Annotated in this window: 17 protein-coding genes; 10 read left to right on the top strand and 7 right to left on the bottom strand. The window is 66.6% G+C overall.

Translation table 11 applies throughout. The features are described 5' to 3' along the window. Positions 1–9: 9 nt before the first annotated feature. Positions 10–1,059 carry a hypothetical protein gene (locus MTR65_RS00185; protein WP_243796212.1) on the top strand — a complete coding sequence of 350 codons (1,050 nt, stop codon included), beginning with the start codon at positions 10–12 and terminating at the stop codon, positions 1,057–1,059. Between the two features lie 95 nt (positions 1,060–1,154). Here MTR65_RS00185 and MTR65_RS00180 read toward each other — a convergent pair whose 3' ends face one another. From MTR65_RS00180 to MTR65_RS00165, 4 genes are read right to left on the bottom strand one after another with little or no spacing between them, the layout of a single operon-like run. After that, positions 1,155–1,643, bottom strand: a complete 489-nt coding sequence (locus MTR65_RS00180) for an EF-hand domain-containing protein (RefSeq protein WP_243796210.1) — start codon at positions 1,641–1,643, stop codon at positions 1,155–1,157. Between the two features lie 46 nt (positions 1,644–1,689). After that, positions 1,690–2,499: a DUF4198 domain-containing protein gene (locus tag MTR65_RS00175; RefSeq protein ID WP_243796208.1), complete on the bottom strand. Its 810-nt coding sequence runs from the start codon at positions 2,497–2,499 to the stop codon at positions 1,690–1,692. Positions 2,500–2,527: 28 nt separating this feature from the next. Further along, positions 2,528–3,316 carry an energy transducer TonB family protein gene (locus MTR65_RS00170; protein ID WP_243796207.1) on the bottom strand — a complete coding sequence of 263 codons (789 nt, stop codon included), beginning with the start codon at positions 3,314–3,316 and terminating at the stop codon, positions 2,528–2,530. 21 nt (positions 3,317–3,337) lie between these two features. Then, positions 3,338–5,374: a TonB-dependent receptor plug domain-containing protein gene (locus tag MTR65_RS00165; protein WP_243796206.1), complete on the bottom strand. Its 2,037-nt coding sequence runs from the start codon at positions 5,372–5,374 to the stop codon at positions 3,338–3,340. A gap of 517 nt (positions 5,375–5,891) precedes the next feature. On the opposite strand from MTR65_RS00165, the gene MTR65_RS00160 reads away from it, so the two are divergent. Together MTR65_RS00160 and MTR65_RS00155 are read left to right on the top strand one after the other, a co-directional pair. Further along, complete coding sequence (locus MTR65_RS00160) at positions 5,892–6,398, top strand: DUF2271 domain-containing protein (RefSeq protein WP_243796205.1); 507 nt, start codon at positions 5,892–5,894, stop codon at positions 6,396–6,398. A gap of 50 nt (positions 6,399–6,448) precedes the next feature. Then, positions 6,449–7,771: an NADPH cytochrome P450 oxidoreductase family protein gene (locus MTR65_RS00155; protein WP_243796203.1), complete on the top strand. Its 1,323-nt coding sequence runs from the start codon at positions 6,449–6,451 to the stop codon at positions 7,769–7,771. A gap of 145 nt (positions 7,772–7,916) precedes the next feature. Here MTR65_RS00155 and MTR65_RS00150 read toward each other — a convergent pair whose 3' ends face one another. The 3 genes from MTR65_RS00150 to MTR65_RS00140 all read right to left on the bottom strand — a co-directional run bounded on the left by MTR65_RS00150 (position 7,917) and on the right by MTR65_RS00140 (position 9,264). Beyond that, positions 7,917–8,147 (bottom strand): hypothetical protein, encoded by a 231-nt coding sequence (locus MTR65_RS00150; protein WP_243796201.1) that lies wholly within the window; start codon positions 8,145–8,147, stop codon positions 7,917–7,919. A 76-nt stretch (positions 8,148–8,223) separates the two neighbouring features. Continuing rightward, a complete protein-coding gene (locus tag MTR65_RS00145) occupies positions 8,224–8,376 on the bottom strand; it encodes a hypothetical protein (RefSeq protein WP_226636153.1) in 153 nt (50 codons plus the stop codon). Between the two features lie 456 nt (positions 8,377–8,832). Further along, on the bottom strand, positions 8,833–9,264 hold the full coding sequence (locus tag MTR65_RS00140) for a DUF3806 domain-containing protein (protein ID WP_148625794.1): 432 nt from the start codon (positions 9,262–9,264) through the stop codon (positions 8,833–8,835). 123 nt (positions 9,265–9,387) lie between these two features. On the opposite strand from MTR65_RS00140, the gene MTR65_RS00135 reads away from it, so the two are divergent. From MTR65_RS00135 to MTR65_RS00105, 7 genes are all read left to right on the top strand, one after another. Then, positions 9,388–9,966, top strand: coding sequence for a DUF805 domain-containing protein (locus MTR65_RS00135; protein ID WP_243796198.1), 579 nt, complete (start codon positions 9,388–9,390; stop codon positions 9,964–9,966). 197 nt (positions 9,967–10,163) lie between these two features. Further along, positions 10,164–12,020, top strand: a complete 1,857-nt coding sequence (gene ilvD, locus MTR65_RS00130) for a dihydroxy-acid dehydratase (RefSeq protein WP_243796196.1) — start codon at positions 10,164–10,166, stop codon at positions 12,018–12,020. Positions 12,021–12,031: 11 nt separating this feature from the next. Next, positions 12,032–12,421, top strand: coding sequence for a hypothetical protein (locus MTR65_RS00125; protein WP_243796194.1), 390 nt, complete (start codon positions 12,032–12,034; stop codon positions 12,419–12,421). After that, positions 12,408–13,826, top strand: a complete 1,419-nt coding sequence (locus MTR65_RS00120) for an NAD(P)H-hydrate dehydratase (RefSeq protein ID WP_243796193.1) — start codon at positions 12,408–12,410, stop codon at positions 13,824–13,826. The genes MTR65_RS00125 and MTR65_RS00120 overlap by 14 nt, the downstream gene beginning before the upstream one ends. After that, on the top strand, positions 13,823–15,109 hold the full coding sequence (locus MTR65_RS00115) for a class I SAM-dependent RNA methyltransferase (protein WP_243796192.1): 1,287 nt from the start codon (positions 13,823–13,825) through the stop codon (positions 15,107–15,109). Before MTR65_RS00120 ends, MTR65_RS00115 begins: the two co-directional genes overlap by 4 nt. A gap of 101 nt (positions 15,110–15,210) precedes the next feature. Next, positions 15,211–17,868, top strand: a complete 2,658-nt coding sequence (alaS, locus tag MTR65_RS00110; protein WP_243796191.1) for an alanine--tRNA ligase — start codon at positions 15,211–15,213, stop codon at positions 17,866–17,868. A gap of 371 nt (positions 17,869–18,239) precedes the next feature. Further along, complete coding sequence (locus MTR65_RS00105) at positions 18,240–19,313, top strand: acyltransferase family protein (RefSeq protein ID WP_243796189.1); 1,074 nt, start codon at positions 18,240–18,242, stop codon at positions 19,311–19,313. Positions 19,314–19,337 lie beyond the last annotated feature (24 nt).

Raw genomic sequence — 19,337 nt, 5'->3', positions numbered from 1 at the left:
ACCTGGCGGGTGCGGATCGATCCGCGCCGGATCTCCAGTCCTCTGGCCTATTTTTCCGACAAGGTGAAAGGACGCGAACCGGCGGGGGCGCCTGCGGAGCACGAGGGCAAGAGAGCCAAGGCCATGGTCGAGCATCGTGACGGCACGGGAAAATGGAGCCTTGCGTGGTCCGGCGAGCTGACCAACGAGGTGGCTCCCGTCGAGGTGCTGATCGCCGATGGCGGCACCTATCTGGTGACCTTCGACAACTGGCATTCCGTGGGCTACGGGCTCGATGTCGTTGCGATCTACGATGGGCAGGGGCAGTTGATCCGCGCGCTGGCGCTGGGCGATATCCTGTCGGCGGACTACATCGAAGCCTTGCCGCATTCGACCAGCTCGATTGCGTGGCGCGGTGACCCGCGCCTGACCTCGCACGGGGAGCTGGTCATTCCGATCCGGGTTCCCGGCAAGCAGGATGACGCGCAAAACGCGATCTACGTCGAGGCACGTGTGCGGCTCTTGGATGGTGTGGTCCTGTCGGGATCGTCGCCTCAATGGCAGGAGGCAGAGGCCTCGGCGCAGTCCGTGGCACGCGAGAAGCGGGCGCGTGCAGAGAAGGCAAGGCAGGCGTTCATCGCGCCCTTGCTCGGGCCTGAAGAGAATACCGAACGAAGCTGGCACCTGTATCTGAGGGAGGCCTTCTATCGCTCGTCATCGGACTGGATGCGGGATTCGACATCCACCACGGTTCTTCGCGACCCGAGCGCGGATAATTATGCGGCATCGGAAGGCTGGCTGCGCGATGCCTTGCTGTCTGTGGACTACACGCATGGCACCATGAGCTTTGCCAGTGTCGCCCCTTTCGATTTCTTCGTGTCGCGTGTGGACGCTATCCTCGCCGAAGCCAGGCCGGGTGAATTGAAGGGCTCGCACGTCTACATCGCGGCGCCTTCGAGCGCGCTTCCCCTGTTGCAGGACATGTTCGCCAGGAGCGGCGCAACGGTGGCGGTCTTTGATCCCGATGTCCCGATCCCGCAGCGGCCCGAGCGCCTGAAGCGCTATCTTCCCAATCACTAAGCCTGGCGGCGGCGCTTCGGGGCCGGACAGTCTCCTCGCGTCCTGCCGGGGCCGCGGGCTCCGGCAGGACGCGGTTCGCGCGCCGATGGCTGGTATCAGTAGTGGTCCGAGGTGTCCTTTTCGTCGATCACGCCATCGCCGTTCGTATCCAGACGCTTGAACATACGGCTGCCGGATTCGTGGAATTCGGCAAGGCTCATGTTCTGGTCGTGGTCGGTGTCGAGCACGCCGTAGCGCACGTATGTCTGCCGGATCTGCAGACTGCGCCGGCGCGCCAGTTCGGCATCGAGGCGGGCGCGGTACTCTTCGACGTACTCGGCTTCGGAGACCTGTCCGTCGCCATCGAGATCGAAGGACTTGTACTTGGCCTCGCGCCCGGCGGTGAACTCGGCCACCGAGACCTTGCCATCGCCATTCGTGTCATAAGTCTCCAGAAAGCTGGTCTTGCTGTGGCCGCTGGCGGTCGCGCGCGTGCCCGTGGCGGCGCTTTCGCCGTTCTGGGCCAGCGCAGGCGCGCTCAGGGCTGCGAGGGACGTAAGGGTTGTGAGGGCGGCCAGCGCCGCTTTGGTTGTCTTCGTTGTCATGGGATAATTCCTTCGTGCGTATGGGGCCGCGTCGCGGCGGACAGGATCAGGACTGGACCTCGAAGGTGAGGCTGGTGGTGTAGCTGCGGATATCCGTCTCGGCCCCCGCCGGGGCATCGGCGCGGTGGCGGGTCATCAGGATGTAGACACCGGGGGCCTCGAAGCTGAGGTCGACCTTCCCGTCCGCGCCGGTTGTCAGGGCCTTGTGCGGCTTGACCTGTTCGTAGCGCGCGTTGCCCCTGTCCAGGCTCAGCTCCTGGCCTGCGAGCGGTTTGCCATCGAACAGCACCTCGAAGGCGAAGGGCCCGTCGACATAGAGGTCGCTGGGATGCGTGATCGGGTGGATTTCGAGGCGCCCGACATGGACATCGACCGGCGCGCGGGTCGGCCCCTTCTTCGAGACATAGACGTCCGAGACGGTCTCGGTCTGGCTGGTCTTCACGTATTGGGTGCCTTCGGGAAGTTCGTCGCCGCGCACTGGAACCCATTTGCCCCTGGCCATGGCCATCCTGCCCGTCCGACCGCGGCGCACGCCACTGGTAAAGCGATAGGTGCCTTCCTCCTCCATCCCGGCCTCGAGGATCGTGACCTGCTTGTGCGGCGAAACCCGGTCGAAGGCGCTGCGTTCGCCGTCCGGCCCGATGACGTGGAAGTCCTCCGATTCCAGGGCGATCTCGGGATGGAAGAAGTCTTCGGAAAAAGCGCTTTCCAGCGTCACCATGCGTTCGGTGTTGGCGACGAAGACGTTGGGCATCATGAACCCGGTATGGGCGTTGGACGGAAGTGGAATAAGGGCGGCTGATGCTGCCAGCGCGAAGGGCGCAAGCGCGGAGCGGATGCCTGTCGGGACTGTCATGGGAAACCTCCTGGTGTTCGGGGACGGCTCACGAGCCGGTGATCTCGAAATTGAAGCTGCGGGGCTGGCCGTGCGGGGGCTGCGGGAAGGGCGCGGCGCGGCGCACGAGTTGCATCGCGGCGTGATCGAAGCGCGACGAGCCGGAACTGCGCGCCACGCCGATGTCCCGGCAGCGTCCGTCCTCGATCACGGTGAAATGAATGTAGGCCGCACCCGCCCCGACCGTGTTCTGCCGGCGATAGCGCATGAGGTGGCGCATGACGGCAGCCGCGTATTTCGCCGCGCCGCCCCCGGTCTTCGCCCGGCTCTCGCTTCGATTCTTCTGGGTCTGTGCACCGGCATCGGCCGCCCCGGGCTCGCGAGCCGCGGTGTCTGCCTCTTGCGGACCGGCGGAACTCGGCGAAGGCGTCGGGGGGGCGATCATCACGGCGGGGGCGGTCAGGGCAAGGTCCGCGCGCACGGGTGCCGCTGCGCGCGGCGGGGCAGCCTGCGCCCGCTCGGGCAGGGCAGGGGCGGGCGCGTTCTGGGCCATAGTGACCTGTGAAGGCTCCGACCGCTCCGTCTGCGGGCGCGGAGGGTGCGGCGCCGGGGCTTGTGCGGGATTGGCGGCAGTCTCTTCAGCGCTCTCGGCTTCGCCCCGTGTCCCCCCGGCCTGGCTGAAGGCGATGACGGTCAGCGAGGTGCCCGCGCCGGTTTCATGCACCGCCCCGCTGGCAAGACCGACGAAGATTGCGAGCACCCCGCCATTGACCAGCGCCGAGCCGGCAAGCCCTGCCAGTCGCTGCCGATCCCACTTCGAAGCCTGTGCCAGATACATCGCCTGCGCCTCCTCTTTCGCTCAGAACTGGACGGAAACCGCGCCCTTGAAATTGCGCCCCAGGGCCGGGCGCGTGGCGAGCGCGGGCACGTAGTAGGTGTCGAAGATGTTCTCGACGCTGACCCGGAAGGTAAGGAACCTGAGGAAGCCGACCTCGGGCGAGAACGAGGCGCGCAGGTTGTGCACGTCGTAGCCCTTCTCGACTGTCCCATCGGTATCGAGATCCTCGGCCAGCACGCCCTCCCAGCGCACGTCGAGGTGGTCCCCGAAGCGCTTGCCCAGGGCGAGCTGGTAGGTGTTCTGGGGCAGGTTGCCCCAGTCGCTCAGCGCCCCTCCGGTCGAAAGCTGGGTGCCGCTCACGATGTTGCCATTGAAATCGAGATAGAAGCCACTCGGCGTCGCATAGGAGGCCTCGATCTCGACGCCTTCGAGATAGACTTCGGCCACGCCCGAGTACGAGGTGTTGTCGGTCAGGTCGGTGTCGTAATAGTTGGCCTTGATGGCGAAGCGGTCATTCTGCGTGAAGATGCCCGTGCGGTCGAAGGCCGCCCCCGCTTCCCAGCTGCGGCTCTTCTCCGGCTGGTTCATGTAGGCGACGTTTTCGAGGTCATCGATGATCGGCATCGAACGGGTCCTGGCCCAGGACCCGAACACCGAGAATCCGAAGGGCAGCTCGTAACGCGCCGAGACGCCGCCCATCAGGCCCTCATTGGTGTAGCTGGCGTTCGAGCCGTCATCGAGCTCACCCTTTACGGTCGAGGTTTCCCAGCGGACCGCAGGCGTGACCGTGAAGCCGCGGAACAGGCCGATCTCATCCACGGCAAAGGCCGCCATGCGCCGGTCGGTGCCCCCCGGCGCGGAGCTTGCGTCCAGACGGTCCTTGTCGATGTATTCCAGCCCGACGCGCAGGTTGTGGCGGACGCTTCCGGTCGCAAAGAGCGCGGCGTTCTTGAGCGTGACCTTGGAGGTGACATAGCGCTGGTCGGCATCGGTCACCGGCGTGCCCACCTCGCCGAAGATGGGCGAGGAGTAGGGAATGTAGGACTGTTCGATGTCCTGCTGCGCACGGGTGTAGACCAGGCTCAGGTTGATCGCGTCGTTGCCGAGGGGCTCGTAGTAGTAGCCCACGACAAGGTTCTTCGACGTGGTGTCACGATCAACGTTTCCGAAGACGCCGCCGGTCGTACCGAAGCTGTCATAGGGCTTGTCGCGCTCGGCCGTCGTGGTCTGGCTGAAGCTGGCCTTGAGGGTATGTGCGTTGTCCGCGCCGAAGTGGACCGCGCCCTTCACCAGGAAGCTGGGGAGCGAGAAGGAGCTGTTCTCGATCCGCTCGCCGTGGCCGTCTTTCTGGGTGCCGCTCTTGCGATAGCTGTAATTGGCCAGAAACTCGACGTTTTCGTTCGGCATTGCGGCCAGTGTGGTGGAGGTCGCAAAGCCGCCGCCATTGCTGGCGCCCGAAAGGTTCTGGTTGACCGTGAAGCCGGTCTTGCCGCCCAGATAGTCGTAGGCGTCGCTGGTCTCCAGGATCACCGTGCCGCCGATCACGCCGGACCCGTATTCGAAGCTGCCCACCGTCCCGCGCAGTACCGAGGCGCTCTTGTAGAGGAGCGGGTCGGTGAAGAGCTGGGTGCCGATGCGGTAGAGCTCTTCAGAGCCATTGGTCGCGCCATCCACCAGGACGAGAACCTTCTGGTCGGTGCCGTAGGTGCCGGTTGCGCCGAACCCGCGGATATTGATGCCCGAGCCGATCGGCGTCGAGCCGTTGACGATCGTGACACCCGGGATCGAATCGATCAGTTCCGCGATCGTATTGGCCTGGCGATCCTCGATTTCCTCGCGGTTGATCGAAGTGATGGGCGTGGCGGTGTCGGTGCGGATGGCCCGCGTGCTTTCGCCGATGTCGATCGTACCCAGAAATTCGCCGTCCGCCTCGTTGCGTGCCGGTTCGGCCGAGTGTCCGGCCGTGTCCTGGGCGCGGGCCGACAGAGGCACGGCGATGGACGCGAGAGCGAGAACCGAAGCGCCAAGAGTGGCTGCGGAACGAAGATCAGGTCGCAATGTGTTTCCCCCTGAGCCCGAATGCTAGCGGGCTGTGATAATGATGCAAGTGATTCGCATTAGCTGTCGCGACGTACACATATATGAGAATGACTCGCAAGAGCATTTATGGCGTAAGGCCATTCAGTTGGGGAGGAGGATTGGGGGCGCCCTTCAGATTCTGTCTCGCCTGGGCCGCGAATGTGGGCGCCAATGGCACGGCGAATGGAAGGGGCGGCTTCCGGGCCTGACGCGGTTGTGCTCCGTCGGGAACCACTCGGCAGAGGTGGGCGCACGTCCGAGGGGAGGCGTCGCACCGAAATCGCGAGGTCCTCTGGCGGTGGGGCTGTTGCGCCGCGGAACGCCTCGACGTTGACTTCAATTCCAGCTCTCGATAGCTACCGCGCACTACTGCAAGTGACTCGCATTTGCATATTCTGCGCAGGGCAACACGGGCGCCTGTGCGTCATGTCCGGCAGGCGCGTTCCTCGCGTGCCGGCCGCTCCGGTTCCACCACTCTCTCAAGGAAAGCACCTCGATGCGTACGACCACCCTGGCCACCACGACCCTTACGGCCGCCGCCTTCGCGCTCCCTGCCGGGGTTCAGGCGCAGAGCGGTGCGGTCACGATCGAGCTTCCCCGCGTTTCGGATCCCAATTACCGCAAGCCCTACCTCGCGGCCTGGCTGGAAGATGCCAACGGCAAGGCGCTGGCGGTCTCTGCGGTGCTTCATGATCAGAGCCGCATCGGCTCGCGCTGGCTCTCCGAACTGCGCACGTGGTGGCGCAAGAGCGGGCGGGACATGACCATGCCGGCGGACGGCATTTCCGCGCCGACCCGCCCGGCGGGACGCCATACCATCGCGATCAAGGGCCTCGGCGGGCTTGGCGATGGCACCTACAGCCTCGTGGTTGAAGCCGCGCGGGAGAAGGCGGGCCGCGAAGTCGTGAAGGTGCCCGTTGTTATCCGGGGAGGTCAGGTCCGCGCCGCCTCCGCGCAGGGCCACCGCGAGCTGGGCCATGTTCGTGTTTCCCCGAAGGGCTGATCGCCTGTCACGGCACCCTTGCGCTCCTGCCTTGAGGACATCTCCTGCCCATGCGTGACACCCCCACCGACTGGCTCATTGTTGCCGTCCTGATCGCGGCCTGGCTGGGCCTTACCTGGCTGTGCCTGCGCAAGCGCCCGCGCGTGGCTGTTGGCGGGGCATCCCACCTCATCGTCTACGCCTCCCAGACCGGACACGCGCAGGAAATGGCCGAGGCGACGCACGCGGCGGTGCTTCGCGCGGCCCCGGATGCGCGGCTCGTGTGTGCAAACCGTCTCGACCTGGCCGATCTTGCCGGAGCCGACCGGATCTTCTTCGTGGTCTCGACGAGTGGCGAGGGCGATGCGCCCGACGATGCGGGTGATCTTGACCGTGATCTTGCGGAGGGGGACGTCGATCTGACCGGAGTGCAGGTGGCCATCCTGGCGCTGGGGGATCGGCGCTACACGCACTTCTGCGCCTTCGGGGAGCGCCTCAAGACCTGGTGCGTGGCGATGGCCGCAGAGGTGACCGCTTATGTTGCGGTGGATGATCTTGCCCCCGATGACCTGGCGCAGTGGGACGCGGTGCTCGTGCAGGAAGGTGTCGGGGCCATGGCCAGCGACGGTCTCGCCAGCGCGCCGCGCGAATGGCGGATCGCCTCGCGTGTGTGCGTCGCCGGGGCCGTCGGCGAGGACGCCTCGACCGGCGCGAGCGAAGGTCTGTTTCGTCTGGCCCTGCGCCCCGAAGAGGGTCGCCTTCCCGAGTGGGGCGTCGGCGACCTGTTCGAACTTCATACGCCCGATGGGCACCAGCGGGATTACTCGATCGCCAACCGTTGCGCAGGGGAAGAGCTCGTTCTTTTCGTGCGGCGCGTGATCGACAAGGGCGTGCCCGGCCGCGGTTCGGGTCTGCTGACCTCGCTGCCTGTGGGGACAGGCCGTGTCCGCGCCCGCATACGCGCTCATGCCGGCTTCCGCCCGCCGCTGGGAACAGGTCCTCTTCTGGCCATCGGCGCGGGCTCGGGCTGGGCGGGGCTGCGCCCGCATCTCCTCGAGGCCATGGCGGCCGGTCGCCCGTGCTGGCTCATCTTCGGTGAGCGGGGCGAGGTGGACGCTGCCGGCCTCCTTGGCGAAATGCGCGCGTGGCACCAGGAGGGGCGCTTCCATCGGCTCGATCTGGCTCTTTCGCGTCAGGACGGTGTGCGCGTCCCCGACATTCTCGCGGCCAAGAGCGCCGATCTTTGCGATTTCCTGACCCCGGATGGCGCCGTGGTGCTGTGCGGACGGCTCGCCATGGGAGAGGCCGCGCTTGCGGTTCTGCGAGCATCGATGTCCGAGGCCTGGCTCGAGAATGCGCGCCATTCCGGCCGACTGCGCAGCGACTTGTACTAGGGCTGCGGGCATCGACGACACGAATAAGGCGCCGGGAAGTCGTGCTTCCGGCGCCTTATGCGACTGCGTCAGGGCGTGCCCCCAGCGACGCGGGTGCCGGTCGGGCCGTCCGCGTCTTCTGGTCTTTGCAGGTTCCGGCCTTGCGTTAGCGCACGGCGGCGCCGTGCAGGCCAGCTTCGAAGTGGGCAGGGGCCGCGCTGGGCGTGTGCATCCAGGCCTGGGCCGCGGCGGCGCCGAGGTCCTGCTGGAAGCTGCCGATGCGCGTCGCGATGCGCGCGGCATCGGCGAGGCGGTCACGGCGTGCCTGCGGGTCGGTCGCCATGCCCGCCGCCATCAGGGCGCGCTGGTGCGCGGCGTAGGCCTTGTTGAGGTCCATGTCGTGTTCTCCTGGTTGGCGGGGCGGGTAGGGCGGATGAAGCGGTTCGGGCAAATGGGGCAGAAGCTGGGGCTGATCAGTCGACCATCCCGGCAACGAGCCGCTGGAGTTCGGACGTCGGGATCAGCGCGGGGCTGCCCTTGGTGTCCTGCGCCGCACTGGCGCGAACCATCGCGCGGTGGTGGGGCAGGGCGGGGTTCCTCTCGAGGTGCATGTTCTTGTACTTCATATTCGTTTCGTGCGGCAGGTTCGTCCTGCCTCCTTCTTCAATGGTCTGTGCGCCGCATCCGGCGCGGGTGTCTTCAAAGACGTTGTAACGGCCTTCGCGGTCGTTTGGATGACAGCCTGTTCGCAAGGCCTTGGCAACCCCGAGCCGGACCGGGATGGACCCATCTGGCGAGGCGGGGTGCGCAAGGCGCTGGGCAAACAGTCGGAACGTCCGCTGGAAGGTGGAGCTGTCCGGGTGGATCAGGCTCCGGCGTGTTGTGAACGCGTCTGTCGCCAAGTGGTTGCCGTGGCAGATAAAAAACTCTGCGAGGAGCCTCGCTCCTGGGCAAATTCAACTGGCGAGAGGGGAAAGCCGAAATCGTGAGATGTCTCGGCAATCGTCACCGCGATTATTGGCGACTTAACGCCTTATATACACGAAGCATACGAAAATACAAGTGCCTGTGTATCGCAAGGCCTATTCGACATCGCCCGAGAACGCTATTTCGTTCAATTGCACGCGGGTTGTCTCGTACATGGTGTCGATATCGACATGCTCACCCTCTTCGACGCGCTGGGCGATCATGGTGAGGGGAAAGCACACGATCGAGGTGCCCGGCCAGTGCAGCGCGGGCTGGCGTCCGAACTCGTCGTCGATGGTGACCCAGTCGAGCATGAGATCCTGCGCCAGCGCATCGCCCATCGCGATGCCCAGCGACTGCAGTTTCCAGGTATCGTCAGGGCCGACCCAGCCTTGCGCGAGGTTCGCGCGCACCACGGCCAGCTTTCCATCCACCGAGGAATAGGCATCTTCGGGGTCGCTGGCGAAGTGGCCCTTGATCCAGACCCGCGCAAGGTCCAGCCACTCCTGCTCTTCCGGTTCCAGTACGAGGCGATCGACAGGTTCCATGAAGAGAGGATAGCGAACTATCTGCTGCGATGCAAAATTCGCGACATTTCCGAGGAATGCGAATGCGTTGGACGGTGCAAGCGGGGGGCGCTAACCTTGCCTTGCATCAGATGGGGGGGATCCATGATAGCCTATCATATTCGCAACCTGGCGCGCCTTTCCGGGCGTGAGGGGCAGCGCAGCTTCTGGCTGTGGTTCGCGCTAGTCGCTGCGTGCCTTGTCGCGTTTGGCGCTGCAGTGGCCGTGCCGATCTTCTCCGCCACGTTCGCGCGCATGGAGCGCTTTGCCCTCGAACATCCCGAAAACTCGACGATTTCGCGCGGGCCGGGGCACGTGCGCATCGAGATCGAGGGGCCGCACCCCGAATTCATGCCCGACATGGACGCGGTGCTCACCTTGGGGGCCGTCGCGACGCTGATTGCGGTATTCCTGCTCGGCGCGGCGGTGGTGCGGCGGCTCCATGACGGCAACCGCACGGGTCGCTGGGCGCTCCTTCCGGTTCCATTCTATGTCATGGGCCTTGCTCTCAGCTATCCGTTGTTTTCCGCCGCGCGGCAGGGAGAGGTGCCGGGATTTGGTAGCTTCGCGCTCCTGATGCTGTCGAACCTGGGCTACTTGGGCGCGTTGGCAACGCTGCTGATCTTCCTGGCGCTGCCTGGGACGGAGGGTCCCAACCACTTCGGGGACGCGCCCGAGGGCTAGGCACGGAGCCCGGTGGTGATAAGGGGGCTTGGGTACGATCCGGCAAGCCGCTGGCCCTTCGTTTGAAATTTTATGCCTTTCGGCGCTTCACCTTTTGGCGTAGGGGCGCCCCATGATCCGCGCGCGGGAGAACGTCCCGGCGCGCATAGCCCAGACCTTACGGCCAGGCAGCTGGCCAGACCTTTCGGAGTGTACCCATGCCCGCCTTTCGTTCCCGCACGTCGACCCACGGCCGCAACATGGCAGGCGCGCGTGGCCTGTGGCGTGCGACCGGCATGAAGGATGGCGACTTCGGCAAGCCGATCATCGCCGTCGTCAACTCGTTCACGCAGTTCGTGCCGGGCCACGTTCACCTCAAGGACCTGGGCCAGCTGGTCGCGCGCGAGATCGAGGATGCGGGCGGCGTCGCCAAGGAATTCAACACCATCGCAGTCGATGACGGCATCGCGATGGGCCACGACGGCATGCTCTATTCGCTGCCCAGCCGCGACCTTATCGCCGACAGCGTGGAGTACATGGTCAACGCGCACTGCGCTGATGCGATGGTCTGCATCTCCAACTGCGACAAGATCACGCCGGGCATGCTGATGGCCGCGATGCGCATCAACATCCCCGTCGTCTTCGTCTCGGGCGGCCCGATGGAAGCGGGCAAGGTGACGCTCAAGGGCAAGGAAACCGCGCTTGACCTCGTCGATGCGATGGTTGCCGCCGCCGATGAGAGCTACTCCGACGAGGAAGTCGCCGCGATCGAGCGTTCGGCCTGCCCGACTTGCGGGTCGTGCTCGGGCATGTTCACGGCGAACTCGATGAACTGCCTGACCGAGGCGCTGGGCCTTTCGCTGCCGGGCAATGGCTCGACGCTCGCCACCCACGCCGACCGTGAGCGCCTGTTCAAGGAAGCGGGCCGTCTCGCCGTGGACCTGTGCCAGCGCTACTACGAGCAGGAGGACGAGAGCGTCCTGCCGCGCACCATCGCCAGCTTCGAGGCCTTCGAGAACGCGATGAGCCTCGATATCGCGATGGGCGGTTCGACCAACACCGTGCTGCACCTTCTGGCCGCCGCCGTGGAAGCGGGCGTCGACTTTACCATGGCCGACATCGACCGCCTTTCGCGCCAGGTTCCCTGCCTCTCCAAGGTCGCGCCCGCGAAGGCCGACGTTCACATGGAGGACGTGCACCGGGCCGGCGGCATCATGGCGATCCTGGGCCAGCTTGACCGCGCCGGCCTTCTCCACTCGGAATGCCCGACGGTCCACGCCCGGACGCTGGGCGATGCGCTCAACCGCTGGGACATCAGCCGCACGAATGATGAAAGCGTGCAGAACTTCTACAAGGCCGCGCCCGGCGGTGTGCCGACGCAGACCGCGTTCAGCCAGGCCAACCGCTGGAAGGAACTGGACCTTGACCGCGAAGGCGGCGTGATCCGTTCAAAGGAGCACGCCTTCAGCCAGGATGGCGGTATCGCGGTCCTGTTCGGCAACATCGCGCGCGACGGCTGCATCGTGAAGACGGCGGGCGTGGACGAGAGCATCCTCAAGTTCACCGGCACCGCGCGTGTCTACGAAAGCCAGGACGCGGCTGTCGCGGGAATCCTGGGCGGCCAGGTCAAGGAAAACGACGTCGTCGTGATCCGCTACGAAGGTCCGCGCGGCGGGCCGGGCATGCAGGAAATGCTCTACCCGACGAGCTATCTCAAGTCGAAGGGCCTGGGTAAGGCCTGCGCGCTCCTCACCGACGGGCGCTTCTCGGGCGGCACCTCGGGTCTTTCCATCGGCCACGTCTCGCCCGAGGCGGCCGAGGGCGGCGAGATCGGCCTTGTCGAGAACGGCGACACGATCGAGATCGACATCCCCAACCGCACCATCAACCTGATGGTGAGCGACGAGGAAATGGCCGCGCGCCGCGCCACGCAGGACGCCCGCGGGCCGGACGCCTGGTCGCCGGTCCACCCGCGCAAGCGCAAGGTCTCGGCCGCACTTCAGGCCTACGCCGCGATGACCACCAGCGCCGCCAAGGGCGCGGTGCGCGACGTCACCCAGCTCAAGCGCGGCTGAGCAGGGCGGGCATGGCACGCAGCCGGTCCAGGGCAGGCGGCAGGGGCATCGTTGCCCTGCTGCTGGCCGTGGGCGGGCTTGCGGCCTGTTCCTCCTCCGATACGCCGCCCGAGGTGGCCGAGGGCGAGGAGCACATCCCCTGCGCGCTGGCGGGGGCGACAGAGCTCAAACCCGTCTGCGCGGTCGAGCGCGTGGTGCGCGGCGGCGTGCTGACCCTCGTCGTGCGCCACCCCGACGGAGGTTTTCGCCGGTTCGATGTCCAGACCGATGGATCTGGGCTTGCCCCCAGCGACGGGGCGGACGCCATCGTCGCGCGGCTGGGCGAGGACCGGATGGAAGTGACGCTGGGGACCGACCGCTATCTCTTTCCGGTAACGATGAAGAGCCATGACCCACGTTGATACCTATACCTCCTGTGACCAGATCCTGACCGTTGCGCAGATGCGCGCCGCCGAAGAGGCGCTGATCGCTGACGGCATTTCGGTCGATGAACTGATGCAGCGGGCCGGGCAGGGGGCGGCGGCCTGGGTCTGGCGCGTTTCGGGCGGCAATGCGGTGAGCGTGCTGTGCGGGCCGGGCAACAACGGCGGGGACGGCTATGTCATCGCCGAAAGCCTGCGGCGGCGCGGCGGCCAGGTCGTGGTCATCGCGCCGATGGCGCCTGTGACCGAAGCGGCGAAGACCGCCCGCGCGCTCTACCAGGGCGAGGTGCACGAAGCTGAGGGCGACCTTCCGCGCGGCGAGGTCTTCGTTGATTGCCTTTTCGGCAGCGGCCTTTCGCGCCCGCTGGAGGACGCACACCGCGAGCTTGTAACCAATCTTGCCGCGCGCCACGCCAAGGCGGTCGCGGTCGATATGCCGAGCGGCATCGCATCCGATTCCGGCCTGCTCCTGAACGAGGACCTGCCCGACTACACCCTGACCCTCGCGCTTGGCGCCTGGAAGTTTGCGCACTTCCTGATGCCCGCGAGCGCGCGCATGGGGGCGCTTCGGCTCGTACCCATCGGTGTGACGCCGGTTGCGGACGCTGCACAGGCCATCGCGCGGCCCGAGATTGCAGCTCCCCCGGCCGACGCGCACAAGTACACGCGCGGGCTGCTTGCGGTCGTGGGCGGCGCGATGCCGGGCGCCGCGATCCTTGCCAGCACCGCCGCGCAAGGCGCAGGGGCGGGCTACGTCAAGCTCTTCGCCGCCGACAAGCGCAATTGCCCGAGCGACCTCGTCGTCGAAACCGGACCTGTTTCGGACCTTCTCTCCGACCACCGCAACGCTGCGATCCTCGTCGGCCCCGGACTTGGCCGCGACGGCGCGGCGCGGGAACGATTGGCCATCGCGCTGGCCGATCCGGTGCCGGTTGTCCTCGACGCCGATGCGCTGGTGCTGCTGGGACCGCGCCTTCTCGCCGAGCGCAGCGCGCCTGTCATCGCCACACCGCATGAGGGCGAAATGGTCGCGCTCGAACGCGCGTTTGGGTGCGAGGAGGGCACCACCCGCATCGAACGCGCCGTGGCGCTGGCCCGCGCGAGTGGCATGGTGATTGTCGCTAAGGGGCCGGACACGGTGATCGCCGGGCCGGACGGGCAATTGGCCTGCGCCCCGCGCGCCTCGGCCTGGCTCTCGACGGCGGGCACCGGCGACGTGCTCGCGGGCACCATCGCCAGCCGCCTTGCGACGGGCCTCGATCCGTTCGTGGCGGCGTGCGAAGGCGTGTGGCTCCACGGCGAGGCTGCGCGGCTGGCGCCCAAGCCTTTCACCGCATCGCAGCTTGCCGAAACGATACCGGCTGCGCTAGCGGCCTGCCTGTGAACGACGAAAACGAAGAAATCCTGCGAATCGCCTCCAAGGGCGACGGTGTCACCGCCTCGGGCCGCTTTGCCTGGGGCGCGGCGCCGGGTGATATCCTGCGCGCCGACGGCACGCTCGAATGGGGCCCGCACCATATTGAACCCGCCTGCAAACACTTCGGGCGCTGCGGGGGCTGCCAGCTCCAGCAGCTCGATGCCGAGACGCTGGAGGGCTTTGTCGAGGCGCGCGTGGCCAATGCCTCGTCCTCGCAGGAACTGGGCGCCGAAACCATTGCCGCGCCCTATCTCTCGCCGCCGGGCGCGCGGCGCCGCGCTTCGCTGCGCGCCGAAAGCTCGGGTGGACGCATCGTCATCGGCTTTCGCGAAGCCAAGTCGCACCGGCTCGTCGAGCTGGAGGAATGCCCGGTCCTCGTCCCCGAGATCACCGCGCTGCTGGGCCCGATCCGCAAGCTGCTCATCACCATGGGCAAGGCGGCGCCTGTGAAGAAGGGCCCGCGCGGGAAGGGCGGCAAGAACGCCAAGTCCTCCCCGAACGCCATGCCGCGCATGGCCTGCGACATCGAGATGACGCTGGTTGACCAGGGCGTGGACCTGGGCGTTAAGGGCCTCACCGCCGAGGGGCTTGCCGCGACCGAGGCGATGCTGGACTTCGCGCAGGCCCACGGCCTTGCGCGCCTCACCATGGATGGGGGCTACGGCTACGAGACCGTGTGGGAGCCCGCGCCTGTCACCGTGACGCTGGGCGAGACGCCGGTGCCGTTCCCGCCGGGCACCTTCCTTCAGGCGACGAAGGACGGCGAAGACGCGCTCGTCTCGGCCGCGCGCGAATGGATCGGCGATGCCGCCACCGTGGCCGACCTGTTCTCCGGCCTTGGCACCTTCGCGCTCGCGCTGGCGGGCCCGACCTGCAAGGTCTTTGCCGCCGAAGCTGCGCGCGACGTTCACCTTGCGGGCAAGTCGGGCGCCGACCGCGCCCAGCGCCCGGTCTTCAGCGCCCACCGCGACCTTTTCCGCAACCCGCTCATGGCCGATGAACTCTCCAGGTTCGAAGCCGTCCTCCTCGATCCGCCCCGCGCCGGCGCACGCGAGCAGGTGGAGTGCATCGCGGATTCGAGCGTCAACCGCGTGGTCTATATCTCGTGCAACCCGTCGAGCTGGTCGCGCGACGGCGCGCGCCTTGCCGAAGCGGGCTTCCGCCTCGTCGAACTGCGCCCCGTCGGCCAGTTCCGCTGGTCCACCCACGTCGAACTGGCGAGCTACTTCGTGCGCGACGGGGAAGATTGAGCGCTCCCACCGCACAAAACCCCGTTTCATCGCCCAAAACGAACCGTCTGACCGCACGCAGCGTCTTGCCGACCCCGCCCGGGTAGCTTATCGGCGCTTGCATGCAGACGACGAACGATATCCGCCGGTCCTTTCTCGACTACTTCGCATCCAAGGGCCACGCACAGGTCCAGTCCGCGCCGCTGGTCCCGTACAACGACCCGACGCTGATGTTCGTGAACGCCGGCATGGTGCCGTTCAAGAACGTGTTCACGGGCCAGGAAAAGCGAGACTACACCCGTGCGACGTCCTCGCAGAAGTGCGTGCGCGCCGGCGGCAAGCACAACGACCTCGACAACGTGGGCTACACCGCGCGTCACCACACCTTCTTCGAAATGCTCGGCAACTTCTCGTTCGGCGACTATTTCAAGGAAGAGGCGATCCTCAACGCCTGGACGCTGCTGACCAAGGAATGGGCGCTTCCACAGGAGAAGCTGCTCGTCACGGTCTACCACACCGACGATGAAGCGGCTGAACTCTGGAAGAAGATCGCGGGTCTTGGCGATGACCGCATCATCCGCATCCCGACCAAGGACAATTTCTGGACGATGGGCGATGATGGCCCATGCGGTCCGTGCTCGGAAGTCTTCTTCGACCATGGCGACCACATCTGGGGCGGCCCTCCGGGATCGCCTGAGGAAGACGGCGACCGCTTCATCGAGATCTGGAACCTCGTCTTCATGCAGTTCGAGCAGGCGGGCGGCGAGATCGTGGGCAACCTGCCCAACCAGTCGATCGACACCGGCATGGGGCTGGAGCGTATCTCGGCCGTCATGCAGGGCGTCCACGACAACTACGACATCGACACCTTCCGCAATCTCATCGCGGCCTCGGAAGGGCTGACCGGCGTCAAGGCTGAGGGGGATCGCACCGCGAGCCACCGCGTGATCGCCGACCACCTGCGCTCGACCAGCTTCCTCCTTGCCGACGGCGTGCTGCCCTCGAACGAGGGACGCGGCTATGTCCTTCGTCGCATCATGCGCCGCGCCATGCGCCACGCGCACCTGCTGGGCGCGAAGGATCCCCTGATGCACCGTCTGGTGCCCGCGCTTGTCGCGGAAATGGGCCAGGCCTTCCCCGAACTCGGCCGCGCGCAGGCGCTGATCGAGGAAACGCTGGAGCGCGAGGAAGTCCAGTTCCGCCGCACGCTTTCGAACGGTCTGAAGCTGCTCGACGAGGCGACCGGCGACATGGCCGAGGGCGCGACGCTTGCGGGCGAGACCGCCTTCAAGCTCTACGACACTTACGGCTTCCCCTATGACCTTACCGTCGATGCGCTGCGCCCGCGTGGTATTTCGGTCGACGAAGAGGGCTTCCAGTCCGCGATGGCCCAGCAGAAGGCCGCCGCGCGCGCCGCGTGGAAGGGCTCGGGCCAGGCCGCCGACGCCGAAATCTGGTACGACATCGCCGAGCGCGAAGGCGCGACCGAGTTCACCGGCTACACCGCCACCACCGGCGAGGGCCGCGTTGTTGCGCTGCTCGTCGATGGCAAGGAAGTGTCTGAGGCCAAGGCGGGTGAGAAGGTCACCGTGCTGACCAACCAGACCCCGTTCTACGGCGAATCGGGTGGCCAGGTCGGCGATGCGGGCACGATCACCGGCGCGCTTCCGGGCAGCGATCTTGCGATCACCATCGAGGATACCGCAAAGCCCCTCGGCCGCCTCCACGCGATGTCGGGTACGGTGGAGGCTGGTGCGATCAAGCTGGGCGATTCGGTGCTGATGTCGGTCGATGTCGCGCGCCGCGACGCGATCCGCGCCAACCACTCGGCCACGCACCTTGTCCACCAGGCTCTGCGCGACCGTCTGGGCGATCACGTCACCCAGAAGGGCTCGATGGTTTCGCCCGACCGCCTGCGCTTCGACTTCGCGCACCCCAAGGCGCTTTCCGATGAGGATATCGCGGCGATCGAGGCCGAAGTGAACGCGGAAATCCGCGCGAACGAGGGCGTGATGACGCGTCTGATGACCCCGGACGATGCCATCGAGGCGGGCGCCATGGCGCTCTTCGGCGAGAAGTACGGCGATGAAGTGCGCGTCCTCTCGATGGGCCGCACCGATGGCAAGCGTTCCTACTCGGTCGAGCTGTGCGGGGGCACCCACGTCAACGCGACCGGCGACATCGGCCTCTTCCGCATCGTTTCGGAAAGCGCCGTCTCTTCGGGCGTGCGCCGTATCGAGGCGCTGACCGGAGAGGGCGCGCGCCAGTGGCTCGTCGCCCGCGAGGAAGCGCTCAAGGCCGCAGCCTCGGCGCTGCGCACGACGCCCGACGAAGTGACCGAGCGCGTCGTCGCTCTGCTCGACGAGCGCAAGAAGCTGGAACGTGAGCTTGCCGAAGCCAAGAAGGCGCTGGCCCTTGGCGGCGGCGGTGCGGCTTCGGGCCCGGCCGACGAGGACGTCGGCGGCATCACCTTCTCCGGCCAGGTGCTCGAGGGGCTCGACCCCAAGGAACTGCGCGGCCTGCTCGATCAGGCCAAGCAGCGCATCGGCTCGGGCGTCGCGGCGATTGTCGCGGTGAACGAGGGCAAGGGCGCCATTGCGGTCGCCGTCACCGATGACCTCAAGGACAAGGCCTCAGCCGTGGACCTGGTGCGCGCCGGTGTCGCCGCGATGGGCGGCAAGGGCGGCGGTGGCCGTCCCGACATGGCGCAGGGCGGTGGCCCGGACGGCTCCAAGGGCGCCGAGGCGATTGCCGCGGTAAAGGCCGCGCTCGCCGGCTGATCGTTCTTTCGCCGCGTCCTGTGGTGAGGAACCAGGATAGACGCCCGGGGGCTTAGCCCTCGGGCGTTTTTCGTTGTGGGTAGGAACAAGGTGGAAGAAAGGGTTTTCAAGGGGTCATCACCCCTTGACCCCAGAACCGTCGACCTCACCTTCCTTGCGCCAAGGTGGCGCGCGAAAGGTCAGGTCGCCCTTTCGGGGAGCCCGAGGGCGATGGCCCTCGGAACCTCCGTCTTTACTTCATTCTTGTCATCCTCAGATCGATCCCCCGGTCTTGGCTCCACTATGGAGCCGGTTGCGCTCCCTACTTAAGCGCACGGCGAGGTAGACTTGTCGGGCGCGGCATTTCCGCCGCATCCTGAAGCGAGACATCGATGCCGGGATCTGCGGGCCCTGTCCTGGTCAATGTACAGGCGCTGCGCGCCGTGGCTGCGTACATGGTTGTAGCGCATCATATTGCGAACAACCTTGCGCATTACACAGCCTCGGGACGGGTGCCGGAGCTTCCGGCGCTGGGCGCGCGGGGGGTGGATATCTTCTTCGTGCTCTCGGCCTTTCTGGTGGTGACGCGCAGTGACCGGCAGGGGCCATCCCCGGGGGCGTTTCTGGTCCAGCGGATCGTCCGGATCGTGCCGATCTACTGGCTGCTGACCGGGCTTGCTGCACTTGGCATTGCGGTGGGATATCGGCTGTTTGACCGGGGGGGCATCACGCCCGATGCGCTTCTTGCCGCGCTCTTCTTCCTTCCCGATTTTACCGAGCTGGGCTCCGTGCGTCGGCCGATCCTGGTGGTCGGGTGGACGCTCAACTATGAAATGGCCTTCTACCTGCTCTTCGCGCTTTGCCTGCTGGCGCCGCGCCGTGGACGCGTGGCGCTTGCGTGCGGCGCGTTGGGGCTGTTGTGGGTGGCGCAGGTGTCCGGGGCGGGAGGTTTGGCGGGGTACTGGGGGGCTGACTGCGTGCTGGCCTTTGCTCTCGGGATGCTGCTCGCGCGGAGCCTTCCGACCTCGGGATTGCCCGCGGCTTTGGCTGGTGGCGCCATGCTGGCTGGCGCGGCGGGGCTCTGCGCGCTCGAGGTGCTCTACGTTCCATCCGGGTTGCCCCATCCCGATCTGTGGGGGGCGATGCTGGCCGGGCTTGTCGTGCTGGGTGCCGTGGCGCTTGAGCGGCGTGGGATTACGCTGCGGGTCGCCTGGCTGCATCGCCAGGGCGATGCTTCCTACGCGATCTACCTCGTGCACGTCTTTGTGCTCCAGTTCGTGAGCAAGGCCTGGAAAGCGGCGGGTCTGACCCAGAGCGTGGCCGGGCTGGTGGTGATGGTGGCGCTGATGGTGGTGCTCGTCCCGCTTGTCAGCCTGGCCTTCCACCGGCACGTGGAAGTGCCTCTCACGCGCTACCTGCGCGGCAGGGGGAGGCTCGGCGGGCGTGGCCCGGGACTGGCGCTCTAGCCTCCCGGCCGGGGGGATGCGTTG

The organism is Novosphingobium mangrovi, from assembly GCF_022818885.1.
Lineage (GTDB): Bacteria > Pseudomonadota > Alphaproteobacteria > Sphingomonadales > Sphingomonadaceae > Novosphingobium > Novosphingobium mangrovi.
This window is presented reverse-complemented; position numbering and strand designations above follow the sequence as displayed.